The organism is Pseudodesulfovibrio halophilus DSM 5663, from assembly GCF_059568665.1.
In genome coordinates, this window is record NZ_JCANTV010000016.1 from 42,745 (window position 1) to 61,855 (window position 19,111).

The following is a 19,111-nucleotide window of genomic DNA, read 5'->3' on the forward strand; positions in this document are numbered from 1 at the left end:
GTGTGGAATGAGCTGTCTGGAACCATGCCCTAAACAGAGGAGTGATCACGTGAGCAGCATGAAGGAATTTGCCGACAACCTGCAGCGGGACGTGGTCTCGGAGATGGCCGAGCACTATTTCGGGGCGCGCAAGGATCTCGAAAGGATGATCGAGGTCATCGACCAGTGGGTCGGCGAACTCAAGGAAATGGAAAAGCGCGTTCTGGCCGCGGCCGGTCGCCTGCACCATCTTCTTCTTGAGGAGGAAATCGTCCGGGAGTTCTACATTGCGCTGGATATTCTTCCGTCGTGCGTTCCGCCGTTCGACTCCAGCCCGCCTGAGCCGGTTTTGGAGAAGGTGCCGTTCGCATTCACGCTCAAGGGGCGCTGGACCAAGTGCGTGCGACGGGCTTACGGCGAACTGCAGGCAGAGGTGGATGAATATATCAACGGTCGGTACTACTCCGACAAACAGGGCCGCAAGCGTCTGACCCTGCATTACCTGCGCCTGAAGGCCATGACGGAATACGTCAACGATCAGGTGGAGCACATCAACAAGGACATGGCTCCGAGCGAGGCGCTTCGCTACATCAGGAGCATGGACTCCGAGCACGTATCCAAGGAGAAGCTGGTTGATCCCTGTGTCCCTGAGGAAGGTTGCGGCATTGATGACCAGCTGCGGTTCAGGCCCTTCGACTTCGACAGCTTCGGCCTGCTGGAGATTCAGGACCTGCCTCACCCGGCGAAAGTAGAGAAGGACATCACCGAATTCTGTAGCGCCGTGTATCCACGCCGGAAGGACGAGATCAGGGCGCTCATGGAAAACCTCTGACTCAGGCGGTGGTGTTGCCTTCCACGGGTCAGCCGTCGCTGTTCACCTGACTGATAATGTCCGCCAGCGTCTCCTGCACGCGATCTTCGGGAACCTGACAGGTGCCCACGGCTCTGTGCCCGCCCCCTCCGTGCCGCAGCATGAGGCTGCCGACATCGGTTTTACTGGTCCGGTTGAGAATGCTGTGGCCGACCGTGAAGACCACGTTCTGTTTGCGGAATCCCCAGATGATGCGTGCGCTGACGTTGCACTGCGGGAACAGCGTATAGATTACGAACCGGTTGCCGCAGTATATCGGCTCCTGATTGCGCAGGTCCACCACCACGAGGTTGCGGTGTGCGGTTGCGTTCTGGAACAGCATGTCCTGAAAAGGCTTTTCATGCGCCTTGTAGCGCTGCACGCGTTCGCGTACGTCGGGCAGGTCGAGGATCTCGTCATCGGTCATGGAGCCGCAGTATTCGATCATGTCCAGCATGAGCTGGTAGTTGCTTATGCGGTAGTCGCGATAGCGGCCCAGTCCCGTTCTCGGGTCCATGATGTAACCCAGTAGAATCCAGCCCTGCGGGTCGGTAATATCGCGGGCGCTCAGGTCCGCGCTGTCCACCTTGTCCACTGCGTCGATCATGGGAATCAGGGTGTGGGAGAAGGTTTCCTTGCCGTAATATTCCCAGATGACCCGCGCACAGCTCGGCAGCGGACGCGAATCCCCCTCGTAGCGAAGCTCCGCCGAAAGCCGTTCCTGCTCGCTGCTGTGGTGATCGAACCACATGCCGCAACCGGGCACGTAGGGGACGTTGGCGAGCACGTCGTTGCTGGTGACGGGTACCTTGCCGTCCTGGAGGTCCTTGGGGTGGGTGAAAAGATAGTCGTCTATGACGCCGGCCTGTTTCAGGAGCACTGCGCAGGCGAGACCGTCGAAGTCCGAGCGGGTGACGAGACGCATGGGATCCCTCCTTGATGCGGTTGCCGAACCGGCATGTTCGCGCGGGGCGGAGTTCGGTAAAGAATAGCCCCCAGAGAAATCCGTGTCAAAGCGCTCGCGTGATTTTTGCGGCTCGCATCTCTCGCAGACGCTTTCCGGACTCTTCCCCCAGGTTCTGCAACTCGGCCGGGAGCTTTACGTTGAGAATCGTCTTGGTGTCTTCGTGCACCCTCTCACGCAGGTCGATGCCGCTGTCGGCGAGCACGAGCCGAAAGAGTTCTCGCAGGCAGGCGTTTTTGCGTCCGAGCATGATGAGGTCCACCTGTTTGACAGGGCGCATTTCAAGGTATCCAGCGGCCTTCATGTGTTGGGAGGCGGCGGTGACCCCGGCGTGAAGGAAACGGTTGGGCATCCTGTTTCGCAGGGCCAGTTCCCTTGCGGCGGTTGCCCCCCGGGCTTCATGGCCGATGTGTTTCGGCAGTTCCTCCGGGGGAGTGGAGGGCTTGCCGATGTCGTGACAGAGCGCCATCCATGTCGTAAGGGCGTCTCCGGGCCATCGCCCGGCGCACTCGTCCATGACGCGGCAGGTGTGTTCCAGGACGCTGCTGTCGTGGTGTCTCGGAGGCCCTGCCGGAATGGACGCCGCATGAGCGAACTCGCTGAACCACGGCACCAGACAGTCGGCTTTCGCCAGAGTCCGCAGGAAATTCCCCGGACGTGGTGCGCTCATGGCTTTTTCCACTTCCCTTGCCACGCGATCCGGAGCGGGGGCGCTGAGAAGGCCGTCCTCGGCGCAGGCGCGCATGGCGTCGAGAAGCTCCGGCAGCACTGTGAATTCGGGCAACTGCGCCGAGAACCGGGCGCAGCGGAGAACTCTTAATGGGTCGTCTCTCATGCTGCGATCCGAAGCGGGCCTCAAGACCCGGTTGGAGATGTCATCGAGAGCCTTGTCATGGCATACGAGTTCGCCGTCCGGCCCAAGCAGCATGGCGTTTATCGTAAGGTCGCGCAGGCGAAGGTCCTCTTTCAGCGGCAGGGCGCGCGGGAAAACGTATTCTGACCCGTCGAGCATGAAGACCGGAAACGTCTTGCCGACTCGCTGCGCGCGGGGAAAAGCGTCCAAGAATTCATCCGGTTCGGCATCGAAAACAAGATAGTCCTTGTCGGTGGCCTCTCTGCCTAGTAGAAGGTCTCTGACGGCACCGCCGCTGAGAAAAATGCGCATTGCGAAAAGCTAACAGAAACCGGTCCATGCTTCCACAGGGAATTTACCTCTTTTCCGAAGGGTTGAACGATCTTGCGAAACCGTTTCCCCGCTCGCCGGACGAGACAGGGGACGGCTGGGATGATCTGCGCGCAAGTGCGGATGATTCCACACAGCTTTGCGAGGCCGGACTGGCATTCGGCGTCGTGCCTTCCGACCTTCCCGCGCCGCTGTATGTCTGCGGTGAGTGTGGGTCAACCATGGATGTGGGCGCGGAATTGCTCAGGCTTGGCCTGCTCCCCGAGTGGGGCGGCGTGGCCTGTCTCATCCAGCAAAGCGGCCGTGGACAGATGCGGCGCGAGTGGCTTTCGCCGCAGGGTAACCTGTACCTGACCCTGCGTTGGCCCGATTCCCCCGGGGGAGAGTGGGGTCGTGCGGATTCCGGGTTGCAGTCCGTGGTGCTCGGCTGGTGCGTGATTCGCGCGCTCGAAGAGTTTGGCGTCGAATTGGAGCTTAAATGGCCCAACGATATTTTGCAGAAAGGGCGCAAGGTTGCCGGGATACTGCTGGAAGACCGCCTTGGTGCGCTTCTGGCCGGGATCGGCGTCAATCTGCGTTCGCGGCCCGAAGATGCGCAGATGCGGCGCGACGCGGCCTGTGCCGCCGGGGTCCTGCTGGCTCCGGGAGGGGCGCCTTCCGTGCCGGAGCTGTTGGCACTCCTTGTAAATCGGGCGAAAAATATATATGAAAGCCTGATCTACGATTTTTCTCCCCGCGAATTTCTCTCTCTTGCAGAGAGTCGTTTAGCCTGGATGGGACGTGAGGTTCTTGTCCGGGAGGGGGAACAACCCGCCGCGGAGGGCCGCATCGTCGGTCTGAATCCCGACGGCGGGTTGATGTTGACCCGGAACGGCGTGGAGTCCGTCGTTCGCTCCGGGTCTGTCTCGCCGGTGTAGTCCGCCACCGATTCCGAAGAGCGGAAAGTCCGGGTGCTCCCCGGGCGTGCACGGTCTCAGGAAGGAGAGTAGAGAAAGCATGCAGCCCAAATCCTTTGAGCAGGTACTCGAAGAGGTCCGGGGCAAGCGGATACTGGTGGCGAACCGGGGAATCCCGGCCCGCAGAATCTGCCGCTCCATCTCGGAAGTGTTCGACGCGGTCGCGGTCATGACCGCAACAGACGTCGACAAGACTTCTCCCGCCACATCCGGCGCCAACGAACTCATGCTGCTGGGGCCCGATCCCCGCGCCTATCTTGACCTAGACAGGATCATCCGAGAGGCGAAAGCGCGTGACATCGTGGCCATCCATCCCGGTTGGGGATTCGGCGCCGAGGACGACAGTTTTCCCAAACGCTGCAAGGAAGCGGGCATCATCTTCATCGGTCCCGAACAGGAACCCATGCGCACCCTCGGCAACAAGGTCGCGGTGCGCAAGCTGGCCCAGGAGGTCGGCGTGCCGGTGGTTCCGGGGTCCGAAGGGGCGGTCTCCATCCCGGAGGCGCGCGAGCTCGCCAAGGAGATTGGCTTTCCCATCATGCTCAAGGCCGAGGGCGGCGGCGGTGGCCGCGGCATCTACGAGGTCTACGAGGAGTCGCAGCTCGAGAGTGCGTTCTCCAAGGCGTCTGCGCTTGCGCAGGCCTCGTTCGGCAACCCGCGCCTGTATGTGGAAAAGCTCCTGACCTCCATCCGGCACATCGAAATTCAGGTCATTTCGGACCAGTTCGGCAACGTGTTCGCCTTTGATGAGCGCGATTGCTCCGTGCAGCGCAATCACCAGAAGCTCGTTGAAATCACCCCGTCCCCGTGGCCGGTGTACAACGAAAAGCTTCGCGAAAAGCTGAAGGAATACTCCAGAAGGCTCGTTTCCGCAGTGGGGTATCACTCCCTCGCCACGGTCGAGTTTCTCGTGGACCAGAAGGGCACGCCGTACCTCATCGAGGTCAACACCCGCCTGCAGGTGGAGCACGGCATCACCGAGTGCCGTTACGGCATAGACCTTGTAGAAGAGCAGATCGCCGTCTCCTTCGGTTCGCAGCTGCGCCTCAACGAGGAGAACGCCAAGCCGTTCCAGTGGGCCATGCAGTGCCGCATCAACTGCGAGGATCCGCAGAAGGACTTCGCCCCCAATGCGGGCCGCATCTCCCGCTACGTGTCTCCCGGCGGGCAGGGCGTGCGAATCGACTCATGCATCTGCGACGGGTACCGCTTCCCGTCTCGCTACGATTCCGCGGCCTCGCTGCTGATCACGTACGGCAGGTCCTGGAACAAGGTCGTCAAGCTGACTCAACGCGCGCTGCGCGAGTACATGATCAGCGGCGTGAAGACCACCATCCCGTTCCACCGCAAGATTACCAAGCACCCCGGGTTCATCGCCGGAGACTACGATACCAACTTCGTGCGCCAAAACCGCGCGGAGCTGATGGACTACTCCGATCGCGAACCGGACTCCCTGCGGCTCTCGCGCCTCGTGGCCGAGATTTCCGCCAAGGGCTATAATCCTTATGTCAAGCTGGGCGAGTACCGTGGCCGCGAGGACAAGCGCCTCGGGCGTTTCGATCCGGTCCTGCCGGACCTCCCCACGACCGGCTTCGAAGCCCGCTTCAAGCGCGGCATGCGGCGCGACACAATTCTCGACCGCCTGCGCGAAGACCGCGCCGCGGGCATCGTGCACATGACGGATACCACCACCCGCGACATCACGCAGTCCAACTCAGGCAACCGCTTCCGGCTGGCCGAGGACAAGCTGGTGGGACCGTACCTCGACAAATGCGGCTTCTTCTCGTTGGAGAACGGCGGCGGCGCGCACTTTCATGTGGCCATGCTTGCGAACATGACCTATCCCTTCACCGAAGGGCGCAAGTGGAATCAGTTCGCTCCGGACACGCTCAAGCAGATCCTCATTCGCTCCACCAACGTGCTCGGTTACAAGCCGCAGCCAAAGAACGTGATGCGGATGACCGGCGAGATGATCAACGAGCATTACGACGTCATCCGCTGCTTCGACTTCCTTAACCATGTCGAGAATATGCGGCCGTTCGCCGAGGTGGCTCTGTCTTCCGACACCGCCATCTTCGAGCCCGCCATATCCCTGTCGTGGGCCAAGGGTTTCAGCGTGGACCGCTATCTGACGGTGACGGATGAAATCATCAGCATGTGCGCCGATGTGGCCGGTGTTTCCAAGAAGCAGGCCGAAAAGATGATCATCCTCGGCCTCAAGGACATGGCAGGCGTCTGCCCGCCGCGTTTCATGCGCGAGCTCATCGGCACGATTCGCAAGAAGTACCCCGAGCTGGTCCTGCACTCCCACCGCCATTATACCGATGGTCTGTTCGTACCCAGCACGGGTGCCGCGGCAGATGCCGGTGCGCATATCGTGGACGTGGCCATCGGCTCCTCCGTGCGCTGGTACGGGCAGGGCGAAGTCCTCTCCACCGCGAGCTACATCGAGGACGAAATCGGCCTCAAGACGCACTTGGACAAGGACGCGATCCGCACCTGCAACTTCGTGCTCAAACAGGTCATGCCGTACTATGACAAGTACACGGCTCCCTACTTCCAGGGCATCGACCACGATGTGGTCCGCCACGGAATGCCCGGCGGCGCGACTTCCTCCTCGCAGGAGGGGGCCATGAAGCAGGGGTACATCAAGCTGCTGCCGTATATGCTCAAGTTCCTTGAAGGAACCCGCAAGATCGTGCGGTATCACGATGTGACTCCGGGCTCGCAGATCACCTGGAACACCGCATTCCTGGCCGTCACCGGCGCGTTCAAGCGCGGCGGCGAGGTGGAAGTGCGTAGGCTGCTGAACATTCTGGACATCGTGAACCTCTGCGATGAAGAGGAACTCACGTACCACGAGCGCGATGCGCGACTCGACCTGTACCGTGATTCCAACGATGCCTTCCGTCAGCTGCTGCTTGGCCGTTACGGCAAGCTGCCGCTGGGCTTTCCGCCGGATTGGGTCTACCAGTCCGCGTTCGGCAAGAACTGGGAAAAGGCGCTCAACAGTCGTACCGAGGATTCGCCGCTCAAGACCCTGCCCGATCTGGACGTGAAGGCCGAAGAGGCCACGCTTCAGGAGCGTCTGGGCCGGTTCCCGTCTCCCGAAGAGTTCGTGATGTACCTGAACCACCCGGGCGATGCGATCAATACCATCGACTTCTGCGAGAAGTACGGCAATATCAACAACCTGCCTCTGGACGTCTGGTTCGAAGGGCTGGAAAAGGGTGAGGTGCTGCACTTCCAGGGCGACTGCAAGAAGCCTCACATGATGCGCATCATCGACATCCCCGAGCCTGACGAGAACGGCATGTGCCTCGTGCGCTACATGCTCGACTCCGAGAACGTCAGCCATCAGGTCAAGATCGCCGAACCTGTCGGCTCCGACAAGGATGCCATTGAGATGGCCGAGGCCGGCAACGAAAATCACATCGGCTCCCCGTGCAACGGCGACCTGTGGGTCATGCACGTGAGACCGGGCGATGCGGTCAAGGCAGGGGAGGAGATCTTCAACATCTCCGTCATGAAGCAGGAGAAGTCGGTTTACGCGCCTGTCGACGGCGTGGTGAAGCGCGTTCTTAAGGCCGCAAACTACGAGGAAGACAGAAAAATGGTCCCCGTAGTGGAAGGCGAACTGCTCGTGGAGCTCGGACCGCCCGCGGACAATTGTCCCACCTGCAAGGAAGCGGTTCCCATCGCCGACTGCAGGTTCTGCCCCTCCTGCGGACAGAAATTGTAGCTATGCATTGCTGCAGGCACGCGCCGTGTGATTTTTCCTGCGGGAATTATTGACGGAACGTGCCTGCAGCTTGTAGGCATATATTCTGAGCTGATTTACGATTTGTGCGTTTCGTAACCCTTCAATTACATGGTATGACTTGCCTGAATGTTGGTTCGGGCATGAGTCAGGAGGAAAAAAATGGGGAAGACCCAGAAGCCTGCGGCCAAGGCTCCGGCCAAGAATAAAAAGAAGAGTGAGGCCGGAGTGGACAAGTTGAAACAGAAAATGGTGCTCACCGGTGCCGATATCGCCGGAATCGGCGAGGAAGCCGAACTGCTGGTGGGCGGCAAGAACTACAACACTGCCATTATCAGTCAGGTTGAAGGCATCCGGGCTCCGGAGTTCAGGGCCATTTCTTCCATCTGTTTCCACAAGATCCTGGACGAGACCAAGGTGCATGCCTCGCTTGTCCGGTCCATCGTGGATAAAGAGTACAACGCCATCGACTGGGCGTCCGACGATACGAACAAAGATTCGGAGTTCCTTCAGAAGTTCGTCCGCAGGCTCGGCGCCAAGGTGCGCGAGGCCACGGAGAGCCACACCGGAACCCCCATCAAGCTCAGAACGTTCATCAACAACGTGGTCGAGGGGTTCGCCACCTCTCCCGAGGGAATCGACCAGCTGCGCAAGCGCTCCGTGCTCGTGCAGACCGCGATCCTCTCCGTCGAGGTGCCCGAAGACGTCAAGAAGGAAGTCCGCGGCGCATACACCTCCATCTGCAAGGAAGCGGGGCTTGACGACGTTCCTGTCGCCGTCCGCTCTTCCGCAGCGGGTGAGGACAGCCGCAAGAAGGCGTTCGCCGGACTTCAGGATACCTACCTGAATATCGTGGGCGAGGACTCCTGCCTCGAGGCCTACCATTGGGATTGTTCTTCCGCGTACAACCTGCGCTCCATGACTTACCGCCGTGAGGCCATCCTCGACGCGATCATGACCGCGGAGCGTACCGGCGACGATTCCATCGCGGAGAAGGCCAAGGAAGAATGGGCCATCGAGCACACCTCTCTTTCCGTGTGCATCATGCGAATGATCAACCCGGTGATCTCCGGCACCGCGTTCAGCGCGGATACCGCCACCGGTTGCCGCGGAACCGACCGCAATGATCTCGTCTCCATCGATGCCAGCTACGGCCTCGGGGAAGCGGTCGTGGGCGGCATGGTCACCCCCGACAAGTTTTACGTATTCCAGCGCGAAGGCGGCAACGAGGTCGTTGTCCGCTACATGGGGTGCAAGGAAAAGAAGATCGTCTACAAGGAAGACGGCTCCGGAACCAACAGCGTGAAGGTGCCTTCGAACGACGTTTTCCGCTGGTCCCTGTCCATCGCTCAGGCCGAGGAAGTGGCGCGCGGCGTGCGCAACATCTCCGAGGCCTATGGCGGTATGATCATGGACACCGAGTTCTGCATCGACGCCTCGGATCGTCTGTGGTTCGTGCAGGCCCGCCCGGAAACCCGCTGGAACGAGGAATTCGAGCAGCATCCGCACAAGATATTCATGCGGCGCCTCGAGGTGGACAAGAAGGCCAAGGTCGGCGCGGAAGTCATCCTCGAAGGCAACGGCGCCTCCCGCGGTGCGGGGCAGGGTGTGGTCAAGTTCCTGCGTTCGGCTCTTGAACTGAACAAGGTGAACAAGGGCGACATCCTTGCTGCCGAGCGCACCGACCCGGACATGGTTCCGGGCATGCGCATCGCCTCCGCCATCCTCGCAGACGTGGGCGGCGACACCAGCCACGCGGCAATCACTTCCCGCGAACTGGGAATTCCCGCAATCATCGGCCTGCAGCGGCTGGAAGTCCTGCGCTCGCTTGAAGGGCAGGAGATCACCGTGGACGGCTCCAGCGGAAAGGTCTATCGCGGCCAGCTTCCCCTTGAGGAAGTCGGCGGTGAAATCGACATCAGCGCGCTGCCCGAGACGAAGACCAAGGTCGGCCTGATTCTGGCCGACGTGGGGCAGGCCCTGTTCCTCTCCCGCCTGCGCAACGTGCCCGACTTCGAAGTGGGCCTGCTGCGCGCGGAATTCATGCTCGGCAACATCGGCGTTCATCCGATGGCGCTGGAGGCATACGACAACGATACCCTCAACGACCTTGTCAGCGAGAAGCTCGCAGAGATGGACTCCCGCCTGACAAAGGTCATGAAGGAGCAGCTGGCGGACGGTCTCATTGCGCTGCCGCTGAAGCTGCGCGAATACGTGGGCCGCATCACCGGCCTGACGCAGAAGATGGATTCCCTTTCCGATCAGGAAGCGGCGCGCGGAACCGACGAAGTGCTCGCCCTGCACCGGAAGCTGCGTGAACTGGACAAAAAGCTCGACACCCACATCGAGATGGCCACCGAGCGCCTTGACGTCCTCAAGACCTCCGTGGACCTTGAAGCTCATGTTGCCGTCATTCTCGGCTACACCGACCTTCTCGAAGGTGCGCCGGATCAACGTGATACCGAAGCGTGGCAGGCATGGCGCGATCACAAGGATGACGTCAAGCGCACCGTCGAACAGGTTGCCAACGACCCCGAAGTCACTGGCTACATCAATAAGGTGGCCGAGCTTCGCCGCGAAGTGGCGCTCAAGATGGGGCTCAAGTCCGAAATGGACGAGGTGAAGACCCTCTCCGAGCGTATCCGCAAGCTCCTTGAGTCCCGCGGTTACCGCACCGGCAAGGAGAATTACATCCAGACGCTGGCGCAGGGACTGGCCCTGTTCGCCATGGCTTTCTACGGAAAGGACATCGTCTACCGCACCACCGACTTCAAGACCAACGAGTACCGTAACCTTGTGGGCGGCTCGCTCTTTGAAGGTCATGAAGACAACCCCATGATGGGCTACCGCGGCGTCTCCCGCGACATCCACGACTGGGAGCTGGAGTCCTTCAAGCTGGCGCGCGGCATGTTCGGCGGAAAGAACCTGCACATCATGTTCCCGTTCGTCCGCAACCTCGAAGAAGCCCGCAGCATGAAGCGCTACCTCAAGCAGGTTCACAATCTGGAATCCGGCAAGGACGGCCTCAAGGTCATCCTCATGTCCGAGATCCCGGCCAACGCCGTCCTCTGCAAGGAGTTCTTGAAGGAAGTTGATGGTTTCTCCATCGGCTCCAACGACATGACCCAGATGGTGCTGGCAACGGACCGTGACAACACGCGGCTGCAGCACATCTACGACGAAGAAGACCCCGCAGTGGTCTGGGCTATCCTGTCCACCATCTTTGCGGGTCAGAAATACGGCAAGAAGGTCGGTTTCTGCGGGCAGGGTGTTTCCAACAGCGTTATCCTGCGTGGCCTCGTCTCCATTGCCGGCATCGTTTCCGCTTCCGTGGTTCCGGATACCTACCACCAGACCAAGGAAGATATTGCCAAACTGGAAGCCGAGAATATCCCCACCCGCGATCTGGGCAAGTGGCTCTCCACCCAGCACATGAATCGCCTGAGAAAGCTGCTCGACGAGAATGGCTACAGCCACATCCTCAAGCGCTACAAGACCTCTGACGACTTCATGGAATGGTACGAAGGTGAGCTCGACCGCTTCAGCGAACAGCTGCGCGACAATATCGAGACGCAGAAGGAAGAGTTCTACCGCCAGGAAATGCAGAAGTTCCGCGGCATGTTCCACAAACCCGTGATTTACGCGTCCTGGGACTGGAACCACACCGTCGAGGACGCCCTGCATCACGCCGGTTTCTCCACTTGGGAAGAGCAGGAAGCCGCCCTTGCCAAGCAACGAGAACAGAAGTGGTAATCAGTGTATGACAATAAGCGGCTCCGGTTCTCCGGGGCCGCTTTTCCTTTGGGAGAGATATTTATGACACCTCGTATAGTTATGGCGCTTGCAGCAGTCGTCCTGCTTGCCGGATGCGCCACAGCCTCGAAAAAAACCGTGGAGCAGACCATTCGCGAGAATCCCTCCATAGTCATTGAGGCTCTCGAGCAGGACAAGCTGGCTCTTCTGGAACTAGTTGAAGAAGGAGCCAAGCAGCGTCAGCTTCAGCAGAAAGTAGACAAGTGGCGGATGCAGGCGGCCGACCCCCTCAGCCCCGAATTGAGTGGTGACCGGCCCTCACTCGGGAATCCTGATGCTCCCGTCACCATAGTGGAGTATTCGGATTTTCTGTGCCCGTATTGTTCCAAGGGGGCCAGAACGGTGAATTCCATCGTTGAAGAGTCCGACGGAAAGGTTCGAGTGGTTTTCAAGCATTCTCCCAGAAATCAGAATGCCTACCGGCTGGCGCTCATGTACGAGGCGGTTGCCGAGCAGGACCGGGACAAGGCCTGGGAGTTCGGAGAGAGGCTCTTCGAGTCGCAGCAGCAGGTCTTTGAGAATGGTGAACCGTTTGTTATGGGGATACTTGAAGACCTTGGCATAGATGTGCAGCGTCTCAAAAAGGATATGACGAGCGAAAAGCTCAAGGCGCGAGTCCGGGCTGACAGTGAAGAGGGCGCGGGGTTCGGCGTGACCGGTACGCCCACATTCCTGATTAACGGCGTTAAAGTCGAAGGAGCCGTCCCCGAAGATCAGTTTATCAAGGTGATTGAAATCGTGGAGGAAGTGCAGAGCATCTGCACCGACTGCGACTAGCCGGACCAAGATATGAAAAAATCCCCCTGAAGGAAGATTCTTCCTTCAGGGGGATTTTTCGTGTCTTCGCTGTTCACATCAGGCCAGTCGTTCGGTTATGGAGCCGACGCCTGTTTCGAGAAACATGGCGTTGAGCCGCTGGGTGTTGGGGTCGTTCGTGGTGTCCACGTGTTCCCCTGTGTTCTTCGGCGCCACTTCAATGTTGGGGGATTCGGTCTTGGTCCGCGCGGTATCGATTTCCGCACCTTCCGCCTGCATGAAAGTGGACTCCAGTTCGATCGGCCTGATCTGGGAATCATACCCCATGGCCTGAACACTGTTGTTCGATAAGCTGATGTCGGACATGGCAGACCTCCGATGTTGCATCATGATGATGCAGCATCGGAGGGAGAAAATCAAGTGGCCGAGTGTCAGGAATCAGTATGAGCGGTTCAGGAAGCCCGTGGGTCTTCCTTCGCGAATATTTCTGGAGAGCTTCAGAAAGTCGTCGCTCGGTATCTTGCGGACGACATTTCCCGCTTCATCGCGAAGTTCGATCTGAACTGTGTCCAGATTGTCATGCACATTGAAGGCGACGTTCACGTTGCCCTCGCGCAGCTTGCTCTGGAGTTCTTCCGCGAGCTTGATCGCTTCGTCTCTGGTCAGTTCAGGCTTGTTCCGCTCGCCCTCTGCGGCTGTCCTTGTCGCATTTCGGGCGCTAGAGGTTGCCTTTTCCGTCTCAGCGCGGGGGAGTTCGATACCCCCTTCGCGAGAGTTCCCGGTGCCGATGGTGTTGTTCATTTCCGGGATATTCATGATCTTCCCTCCCTGGTTAACATGAATAACCCATTACAGGTTTTCCTTGTAAGCCTTATCGGCACTGGGCAGGTAATTCTTTAGGTTGTCTGGAGGCTGTTTTCAACCGGTACCATGAGTTCTCCTCAGGGGGCGGGAGTATGCAAGGAGAGTGCATATGGTCCGGTAGACGAAAGCGGGGGCAGGTTGGGACGGAAAATGTTGCCCCGTAAACTCCAGATAAATGAGAAAAACGCATGAAACGACTCTAGAAATTTTCTATGAAAAATTTAATATGCTGTAATATAATATTAAAATTGTTTAGTTACAAGTCCGCGTAGAGAGTGCCGGTTTAGGGCCTTCGGGAATGGTTATTGCTGCTTTGCCGGGCGGGCAAATAATACCGGAGGTATGGCATTGAGACTGATGCTGATGATTTTTCTGCTTTCCGGCTTCACGGTGCTGTTTTCCTATCAGCAGATGAAAGACGGGCGGGAGTGGAATTACGACGAGGAACTAAAAAAGGCCAAACATTACGATGAAATGATGACACGCTCCAGCGTACACCTTTATTATCCGGTCGAGTGAATCTTCGGACGGGCAGCATGAAAAAACCGGTTTTTCCGGTTTTTTCTTTTATTGCTGAATGTTATAGTAGAGAGAAGACAAATGCTCCATCCTGCCTCGTTGACGCGGATGGGAAATTCAAATAGGCTTTTGAAAACACAACCGAACATGCATGTAACCACTTCTCGAGGCGCCAGGGCCAATGCCGTTCTTTCTGAAGCATCACTTCGACCCTGATTTCGACTACACTCGTCTTCAGCCAAGACAGCAGGAGGACGGGAGTGTCAATCACTACCAGCTCGACTACGTTCAGAATGTGGTGGAAGGCCAGTTGCTCGCCGAACTGGTCGAGGTCTCGGAGGAAGAGGTCGAGGCGCTGGAGGAGCGGTTCGTTTTCGCGGAAGCTGTGTTTCCTGCAGGTAGGGGCACCGGCCTGAAACGGAGCCAGCCCGACAAGCTCTTCGCGGCCGTCAACGGCTACGTCCTTTACATGGACGGACGGATCACCGTTAAGAAGACCCTCAACGTCCGGCGGGATCTCGATTTCAACACCGGGAACATCCGCTTTGTCGGCTCCCTGAATGTCTACGGCTCCATTCGCGCCGGGTTCGAGGTTCACGCGAATGACATTGACGTTCAGGGGCAGATAGAAGGTGCAACGGTCAGGGCGCACGAGCAGCTTTCCTGTCGCGGAGGCGTAAAAGGGCAGGGCAAGGCCTTTCTCGAATCAGGCGGCGACATGAAGCTGTCGTTTTGCGAGATGGCCACACTGAAAAGCAAGCGCAATGTCCTGATTCGCGGCTCCGTCATGCACAGCAAGGTCTTTTGCGGCGAGCGCCTCGCAGTGGGCGGACGCATGCAGGGCAGCGATATCTACTGCCACAAGTATGTATACGTCGGGGAGCAGCTTGGCGGGGGACTGGACGCCGACATGTCCATTCTTCTCGGGTATCATCCCATGATGCTCTTCGTGGACAACAATCTGCACGCCCGGCTGAAGCAACTCAGGGCCGATGCCCGGCACAGCAGGAATCAGATCGAGAAAGGCGGCTTTCCCGCCAAGGATCATGCCTCGAAACTCGAGGACACCGAAAAGCAGATTCGTGAATGCATGGCCAAACGCGCCCGCCTTTGGGAAGGGGTGCGCAGGACGGAGAAACTTCACGAGTGCAAGGTGCTGGTTCCGGGACGGGTGAGGTCAGGCGTGGAGATCAGCATCGGACCCGCATATCACAAGGTGCAGGAAGATCTGGAAGACGTCTGTTTTTATTACAAAGACGGTGAAGTAAAAATCGGCGATCCAGCCGCCATGAAATAAGCGACTCGTATGGATATTGCAACTCTTATAGGCATTGTCGGCGGTTTCGGTCTTATTGTCACGACCATCATCCTCGGGGGCAATCCGACCGGGTTCGTCGACATCCCTTCGGTGGTCGTCGTTATCGGCGGAACGTTCGCCTCGGTTTTCGTCATGTTCCCCCTCAAAGTCGTCATCGGGACCTTCAAGGTCGGCCTCAAGACGGTTCTTTTTGCTCCGCCGGACCCGAACGACATCATCCAGACCATCACGGAGCTCGCGGACAAGGCCCGTCGTGAGAGCCTCGTGGCGCTTGAAAAGGTCAACATCGAGGATCAGTATCTGAAAAAAGGGATCATGCTCGTGGTGGACGGTTCCAGCGAGCAGCTCGTTCGGTCCGTCATGGAGATCGAGCTCGATTTCATGAAACAGCGCCACCGTACCGGGCAGGGAGTCTTCAAAGGGCTGGGCACCATGGCACCCGCCTTCGGGATGATCGGTACGCTCATCGGCCTTGTGAACATGCTCCAGAACCTCGAGGATCCCTCAACCATTGGCCCTGCAATGGCGGTTGCCCTGTTGACCACGTTCTATGGTGCGGTGCTGGCTAACGTCGTTTTCCTGCCCCTAGCAAAGAAACTTGAGGATCGCTCCGAGGAGGAGGCCCTGTTCATGCAGATCATGATGGAGGGCGTCACCTCGATTCAGAAAGGGGATCACCCCTCTGTTGTGAAAGAAAAACTTCAGGCCTTTCTGCCGCCGGCCCTGCGCGACGAAAGCGCGTAATCATTTCATTGGGAGTCAGTTCGAATGTCCGATGACGCGGGCGAACCGAGAAAGAAGCCGCAGCCGCCTCCGCCGGACGAGGGGCTTCCGCCATGGATGGCGACATTCGCCGACATGATGACGCTGCTGTTGTGCTTTTTCGTGCTGCTGCTCTCATTCGCCAACCAGAACGTGGAGAAATTTCGTGACGCGATGGGGTCTCTCAAAGACGCCTTCGGAGTTCGCGAGGTAAGGGCCAAGTCCGAAGACATGGCCATGTTCAGCACCAGCAAGAAGGCCAGCGAAGCTGTCTCGAGGATCAATCAGGACGAACGGCTGCTGCTCGGCGTGATCATGCGCATCAAATCGCTTTTCGAGGATGATGACGGGGAGCTGAAAAAGGGAATGGGCGTGACCTCCGACCGAGACGGGGTCATCTTCAACACCAGCGCCAGTCGTCTTTTCGAGCCCAATTCGTCCCGTCTGCGCTCAGACGCCGGGAGTGTTCTGGACAAGATTATCCAGCTTCTCAAGGACTACAGGTTGAATCTGGTGGTTCGCGGCCATACTGACGACGTTCCCGTGACAGGCGGGATGTACCCTTCCAACTGGGAGCTTTCGGCGGCAAGGGCGGCCGTGGCACTGGACTACATTCTGAAAAACGGAAATTTCCCGATAAACAGGGCCAAGGCCGTAGGGTATGCGGATACCCGCCCGGCGGTGCCCAATGACAGTGCGGAAAACAGGCTCAAAAATCAGCGCGTCGAGTTCTATCTGCACATGCCGCAGCGCGACGCCTGGTAGCGGGGCTTACAACGATCATGGCACAGGACAATACTCCACAGGCTCAGCAGGCTCCCCCTGCAAGAAAGCCGCCCGCACCACCTCCGCCTGAGGAGGGCATCCCTCCGTGGATGGCGACATTCGCCGATATGGTGACGCTGTTGCTGTGTTTTTTCGTGCTACTCCTTTCCTTCACCACGCAGGACATCAAGAACTTCAAGATCCTTATGGGGGCCATTCAGGATTCCATGGGGGTGCAGCGGGAAGAGATGGTCACGAACGTGCCTTACGCCCAGACCAAGCTCACCTTCGAGGACAGGAAGGCCAAGAATCGTCAGCTCGTGGAGATCGGTGCAAGGCTCAAGGAATACATCCGGGCCAAGGACCTGACCAAAACCGCAAGGGTCAGCGACGAAAAGTCGGGCGTCATGTTTCGCGTGAGCAACTCCGCGCTGTTCCCGAAAGGGTCCGCGGAGCTGGTTCAGTCTGAAGCCAAGCGAATTCTCACCGGTGTGGTGGACGTCCTGGGGGAGCGGGAGGGCTACAATTGCGTCATCCGCGGCCACACGGACGGGGAGACCCCCGTGACCGGAGTTTTCCGCTCCAACTGGGAGCTCTCCGCGGCAAGGGCTGCGGCATGCCTGCGCTGGATCATCGAGCATTCCGATCTGCATCCCGAAAGGCTCAAGGCCGTGGGGTACGCCAACGCGAAACCTATCCTTCCGAGTACCACCGAAGCGAACCGTCGCATCAATCGGCGGGTGGATTTTTTCATACTTCCAGACAATTATCGTACCTGGTAGCGGTCGAAAGAGTGTTGCATACAGGGGCGGCTTTACGAAGTGCCGCTTTTTCTGTTATCAGCCGCTACGGGTTCGATTCGTGCAGCAGCACGCCAAGGTGGGGTACCTCGGTAACGCGGGCCTGATATCAGGGGGAAAAATGAGGGAGCACAACCTCGCCATCGTGGGACTCGGCAGGGTGGGAACCGCCTTTTTGGAGCAGCTTCTCGCAAAGGATGATGACCGGATCGGCATCCGCTGTGCCATCGAACCGGACGACACCGCCGGCAAGCTGTTGGCGCGTGAAAACGGAATCGAGATTGTGAATGTCGACCAGCTTGTCGAAATGGGCATGTCCATCGACATTATTTTCGACTTCACCGGTGATGTGAGTTTTCGGCCCGCTCTTGAAGAAAAACTCGCAGCCGTTCACAACAAGCACACATCCGTGTGCAATTCCAATATCGCGCGATTCATCTGGTCGCTTATGTCCCGGGATTGTCTGCCCGAGGTTCACGGCTCCAAGTATCAGGCGCTGGCCGACATGCTTCTGGAGCGCGCCGCGCATGATAAGGCGCCTGTGGTTAAGGCATCTCGAGAATCCTGAGACGTCCGTTCTCGACTCTCAGGATGTATACGGGGCGCTGGACGTCGCCATATTCGTCAATGTCGAACGTTCCAGTCACGCCAGATATCTTCAGCATCGGGGCAAGGTTTTCCGCCAAGGCTTCGGCGTCGCCCCCGGCTTTCTCCAGCCCACGGGCAGCCACGAGCACCGCATCGTAGGTCCGGGTCGCCGCAAATCCCGGCCTGATTCCGAAACGGTCCTTGAATCGCTTTACGAAGTTCACAAAATCCGGATGCCTGTTGTCATCAGTATAGCTTAAAGCCGTAATGACACCCTCGGCCGCCTTACCGGCCATCCTGATCATGCCAGGTGTTGCCGCCCAGGAGGTCATGATCAGAGTGGTGTCCGGGAAGCGTGGGCTGATTTCGGAGGCAAACTCCGCGAAATCCTTGGCTGACGCGGCAACCACCACCGCGTCCGGTCGGTGATCTTCAATGCCGCTGAGGAGTTGCGCGATCCAGTCGGTGTCCCGCGCCGAGAATTGCATCCTCTTGAGGATTCTCCCTTCATTCTCTCGGAAGCTCTCGGCGATGGCATCGTTCACAGTGAATGTGTAGTCGGAGTTGTCTATATCTTCCGCCAGAACGAGGGTGCGGACGTTGGTATGGGCGAGCAGGAAGGTGGCAAGGCCGTCGGCCCACTCCGTGTTTTCGGGCTGAACCCTGAAAAAGAGGTCCTTGATGCCCGTGAGATGTGGCGTTGAAACCGTGGGAGAAATGAATGGAATGCCGTGTTCATCCATGGTTGGTATTGTGGCCATGGCGACTGAGCTAGTCATGTGCCCTATGATGGCGCACACGTCCTCTTCCATAAGCTCCATGTCGGCCTTGACGGCTCCGGACCGCGTGCCCTTGTCATCGCGGGTAATGAGCTTGAGTGGTCGTCCCAAAACGCCGCCGCGCGAATTGATGGTCTCCACGGCCAGAATCGCGCCCATTTCCCCCTGTCTTCCGAGGTCGGCATAATTACCGCTCAAGGGACCGGAAAACCCTATCCTGTATTCGGCATCCCCGCATCCGCCCAGCAGGGTGACGAATGTCAGGAGCAGACAGCTCAGCACGCGGATCATCGCTTCCTCCACGGAAAAAAGGAACTTCGGGACACAATGGGCACTGATACCGCAAAATGAACTTATTTTGCAATTATTGTCGGCAGATGTCGGATTGCAATTGTTGGTCAACTGTGCTTTATTTACTAGAGTTTCATGTCTTTTCACGTTTAGTGGGGCGGTAT

General features: G+C 58.5%; 16 protein-coding genes. 11 read left to right on the forward strand and 5 right to left on the reverse strand.

Features of this window, described 5'->3' with window-relative positions; translation table 11 throughout:
• Nucleotides 1-49 precede the first annotated feature (49 nt).
• Nucleotides 50-811, forward strand: a complete 762-nt coding sequence (locus tag BR24_RS15615) for a hypothetical protein (protein ID WP_496542405.1) — start codon at nucleotides 50-52, stop codon at nucleotides 809-811.
• A 28-nt stretch (nucleotides 812-839) separates the two neighbouring features.
• Here the strand turns inward: BR24_RS15615 and BR24_RS15620 are convergent, their stop codons facing one another.
• Nucleotides 840-1,754, reverse strand: a complete 915-nt coding sequence (locus tag BR24_RS15620) for an exopolyphosphatase (RefSeq protein WP_496542406.1) — start codon at nucleotides 1,752-1,754, stop codon at nucleotides 840-842.
• A gap of 85 nt (nucleotides 1,755-1,839) precedes the next feature.
• Nucleotides 1,840-2,958: a tRNA nucleotidyltransferase/poly(A) polymerase-related protein gene (locus tag BR24_RS15625; RefSeq protein WP_496542407.1), complete on the reverse strand. Its 1,119-nt coding sequence runs from the start codon at nucleotides 2,956-2,958 to the stop codon at nucleotides 1,840-1,842.
• 26 nt (nucleotides 2,959-2,984) lie between these two features.
• On the opposite strand from BR24_RS15625, the gene BR24_RS15630 reads away from it, so the two are divergent.
• From BR24_RS15630 to BR24_RS15645, 4 genes are all read left to right on the forward strand, one after another.
• Nucleotides 2,985-3,893: a biotin--[acetyl-CoA-carboxylase] ligase gene (locus tag BR24_RS15630; RefSeq protein WP_496542408.1), complete on the forward strand. Its 909-nt coding sequence runs from the start codon at nucleotides 2,985-2,987 to the stop codon at nucleotides 3,891-3,893.
• Between the two features lie 79 nt (nucleotides 3,894-3,972).
• Nucleotides 3,973-7,674, forward strand: a complete 3,702-nt coding sequence (locus tag BR24_RS15635) for a pyruvate carboxylase (protein WP_496542409.1) — start codon at nucleotides 3,973-3,975, stop codon at nucleotides 7,672-7,674.
• A gap of 180 nt (nucleotides 7,675-7,854) precedes the next feature.
• A complete protein-coding gene (locus tag BR24_RS15640; RefSeq protein WP_496542410.1) occupies nucleotides 7,855-11,445 on the forward strand; it encodes a PEP/pyruvate-binding domain-containing protein in 3,591 nt (1,196 codons plus the stop codon).
• 63 nt (nucleotides 11,446-11,508) lie between these two features.
• Entirely contained in the window at nucleotides 11,509-12,282 is a 774-nt protein-coding gene (locus tag BR24_RS15645) for a DsbA family protein (protein ID WP_496542411.1), read from the forward strand.
• 78 nt (nucleotides 12,283-12,360) lie between these two features.
• Here the strand turns inward: BR24_RS15645 and BR24_RS15650 are convergent, their stop codons facing one another.
• Entirely contained in the window at nucleotides 12,361-12,627 is a 267-nt protein-coding gene (locus tag BR24_RS15650) for a hypothetical protein (protein ID WP_496542412.1), read from the reverse strand.
• Between the two features lie 72 nt (nucleotides 12,628-12,699).
• A complete protein-coding gene (locus tag BR24_RS15655) occupies nucleotides 12,700-13,077 on the reverse strand; it encodes a flagellar protein FlaG (protein ID WP_496542413.1) in 378 nt (125 codons plus the stop codon).
• A 390-nt stretch (nucleotides 13,078-13,467) separates the two neighbouring features.
• Here BR24_RS15655 and BR24_RS15660 point away from each other — a divergent pair, with 390 nt between their 5' ends.
• From BR24_RS15660 to BR24_RS15685, 6 genes are all read left to right on the forward strand, one after another.
• Complete coding sequence (locus tag BR24_RS15660) at nucleotides 13,468-13,644, forward strand: hypothetical protein (protein ID WP_496542414.1); 177 nt, start codon at nucleotides 13,468-13,470, stop codon at nucleotides 13,642-13,644.
• Between the two features lie 181 nt (nucleotides 13,645-13,825).
• Nucleotides 13,826-14,941 (forward strand): FapA family protein, encoded by a 1,116-nt coding sequence (locus tag BR24_RS15665; protein WP_496542415.1) that lies wholly within the window; start codon nucleotides 13,826-13,828, stop codon nucleotides 14,939-14,941.
• A 9-nt stretch (nucleotides 14,942-14,950) separates the two neighbouring features.
• Nucleotides 14,951-15,706 (forward strand): motility protein A, encoded by a 756-nt coding sequence (locus BR24_RS15670; protein ID WP_496542416.1) that lies wholly within the window; start codon nucleotides 14,951-14,953, stop codon nucleotides 15,704-15,706.
• A gap of 24 nt (nucleotides 15,707-15,730) precedes the next feature.
• The gene (locus BR24_RS15675) at nucleotides 15,731-16,489 is read left to right on the forward strand and encodes an OmpA/MotB family protein (RefSeq protein ID WP_496542417.1); all 759 of its coding nucleotides are present in this window, start codon (nucleotides 15,731-15,733) and stop codon (nucleotides 16,487-16,489) included.
• A gap of 17 nt (nucleotides 16,490-16,506) precedes the next feature.
• On the forward strand, nucleotides 16,507-17,271 hold the full coding sequence (locus tag BR24_RS15680; RefSeq protein WP_496542418.1) for an OmpA/MotB family protein: 765 nt from the start codon (nucleotides 16,507-16,509) through the stop codon (nucleotides 17,269-17,271).
• Nucleotides 17,272-17,410: 139 nt separating this feature from the next.
• Nucleotides 17,411-17,857 (forward strand): hypothetical protein, encoded by a 447-nt coding sequence (locus BR24_RS15685; RefSeq protein WP_496542419.1) that lies wholly within the window; start codon nucleotides 17,411-17,413, stop codon nucleotides 17,855-17,857.
• Here the strand turns inward: BR24_RS15685 and BR24_RS15690 are convergent.
• Nucleotides 17,835-18,947: an ABC transporter substrate-binding protein gene (locus BR24_RS15690; RefSeq protein ID WP_496542420.1), complete on the reverse strand. Its 1,113-nt coding sequence runs from the start codon at nucleotides 18,945-18,947 to the stop codon at nucleotides 17,835-17,837. The two genes, BR24_RS15685 and BR24_RS15690, sit on opposite strands and share 23 nt — an antisense overlap.
• Between the last annotated feature and the right edge of the window lie 164 nt (nucleotides 18,948-19,111).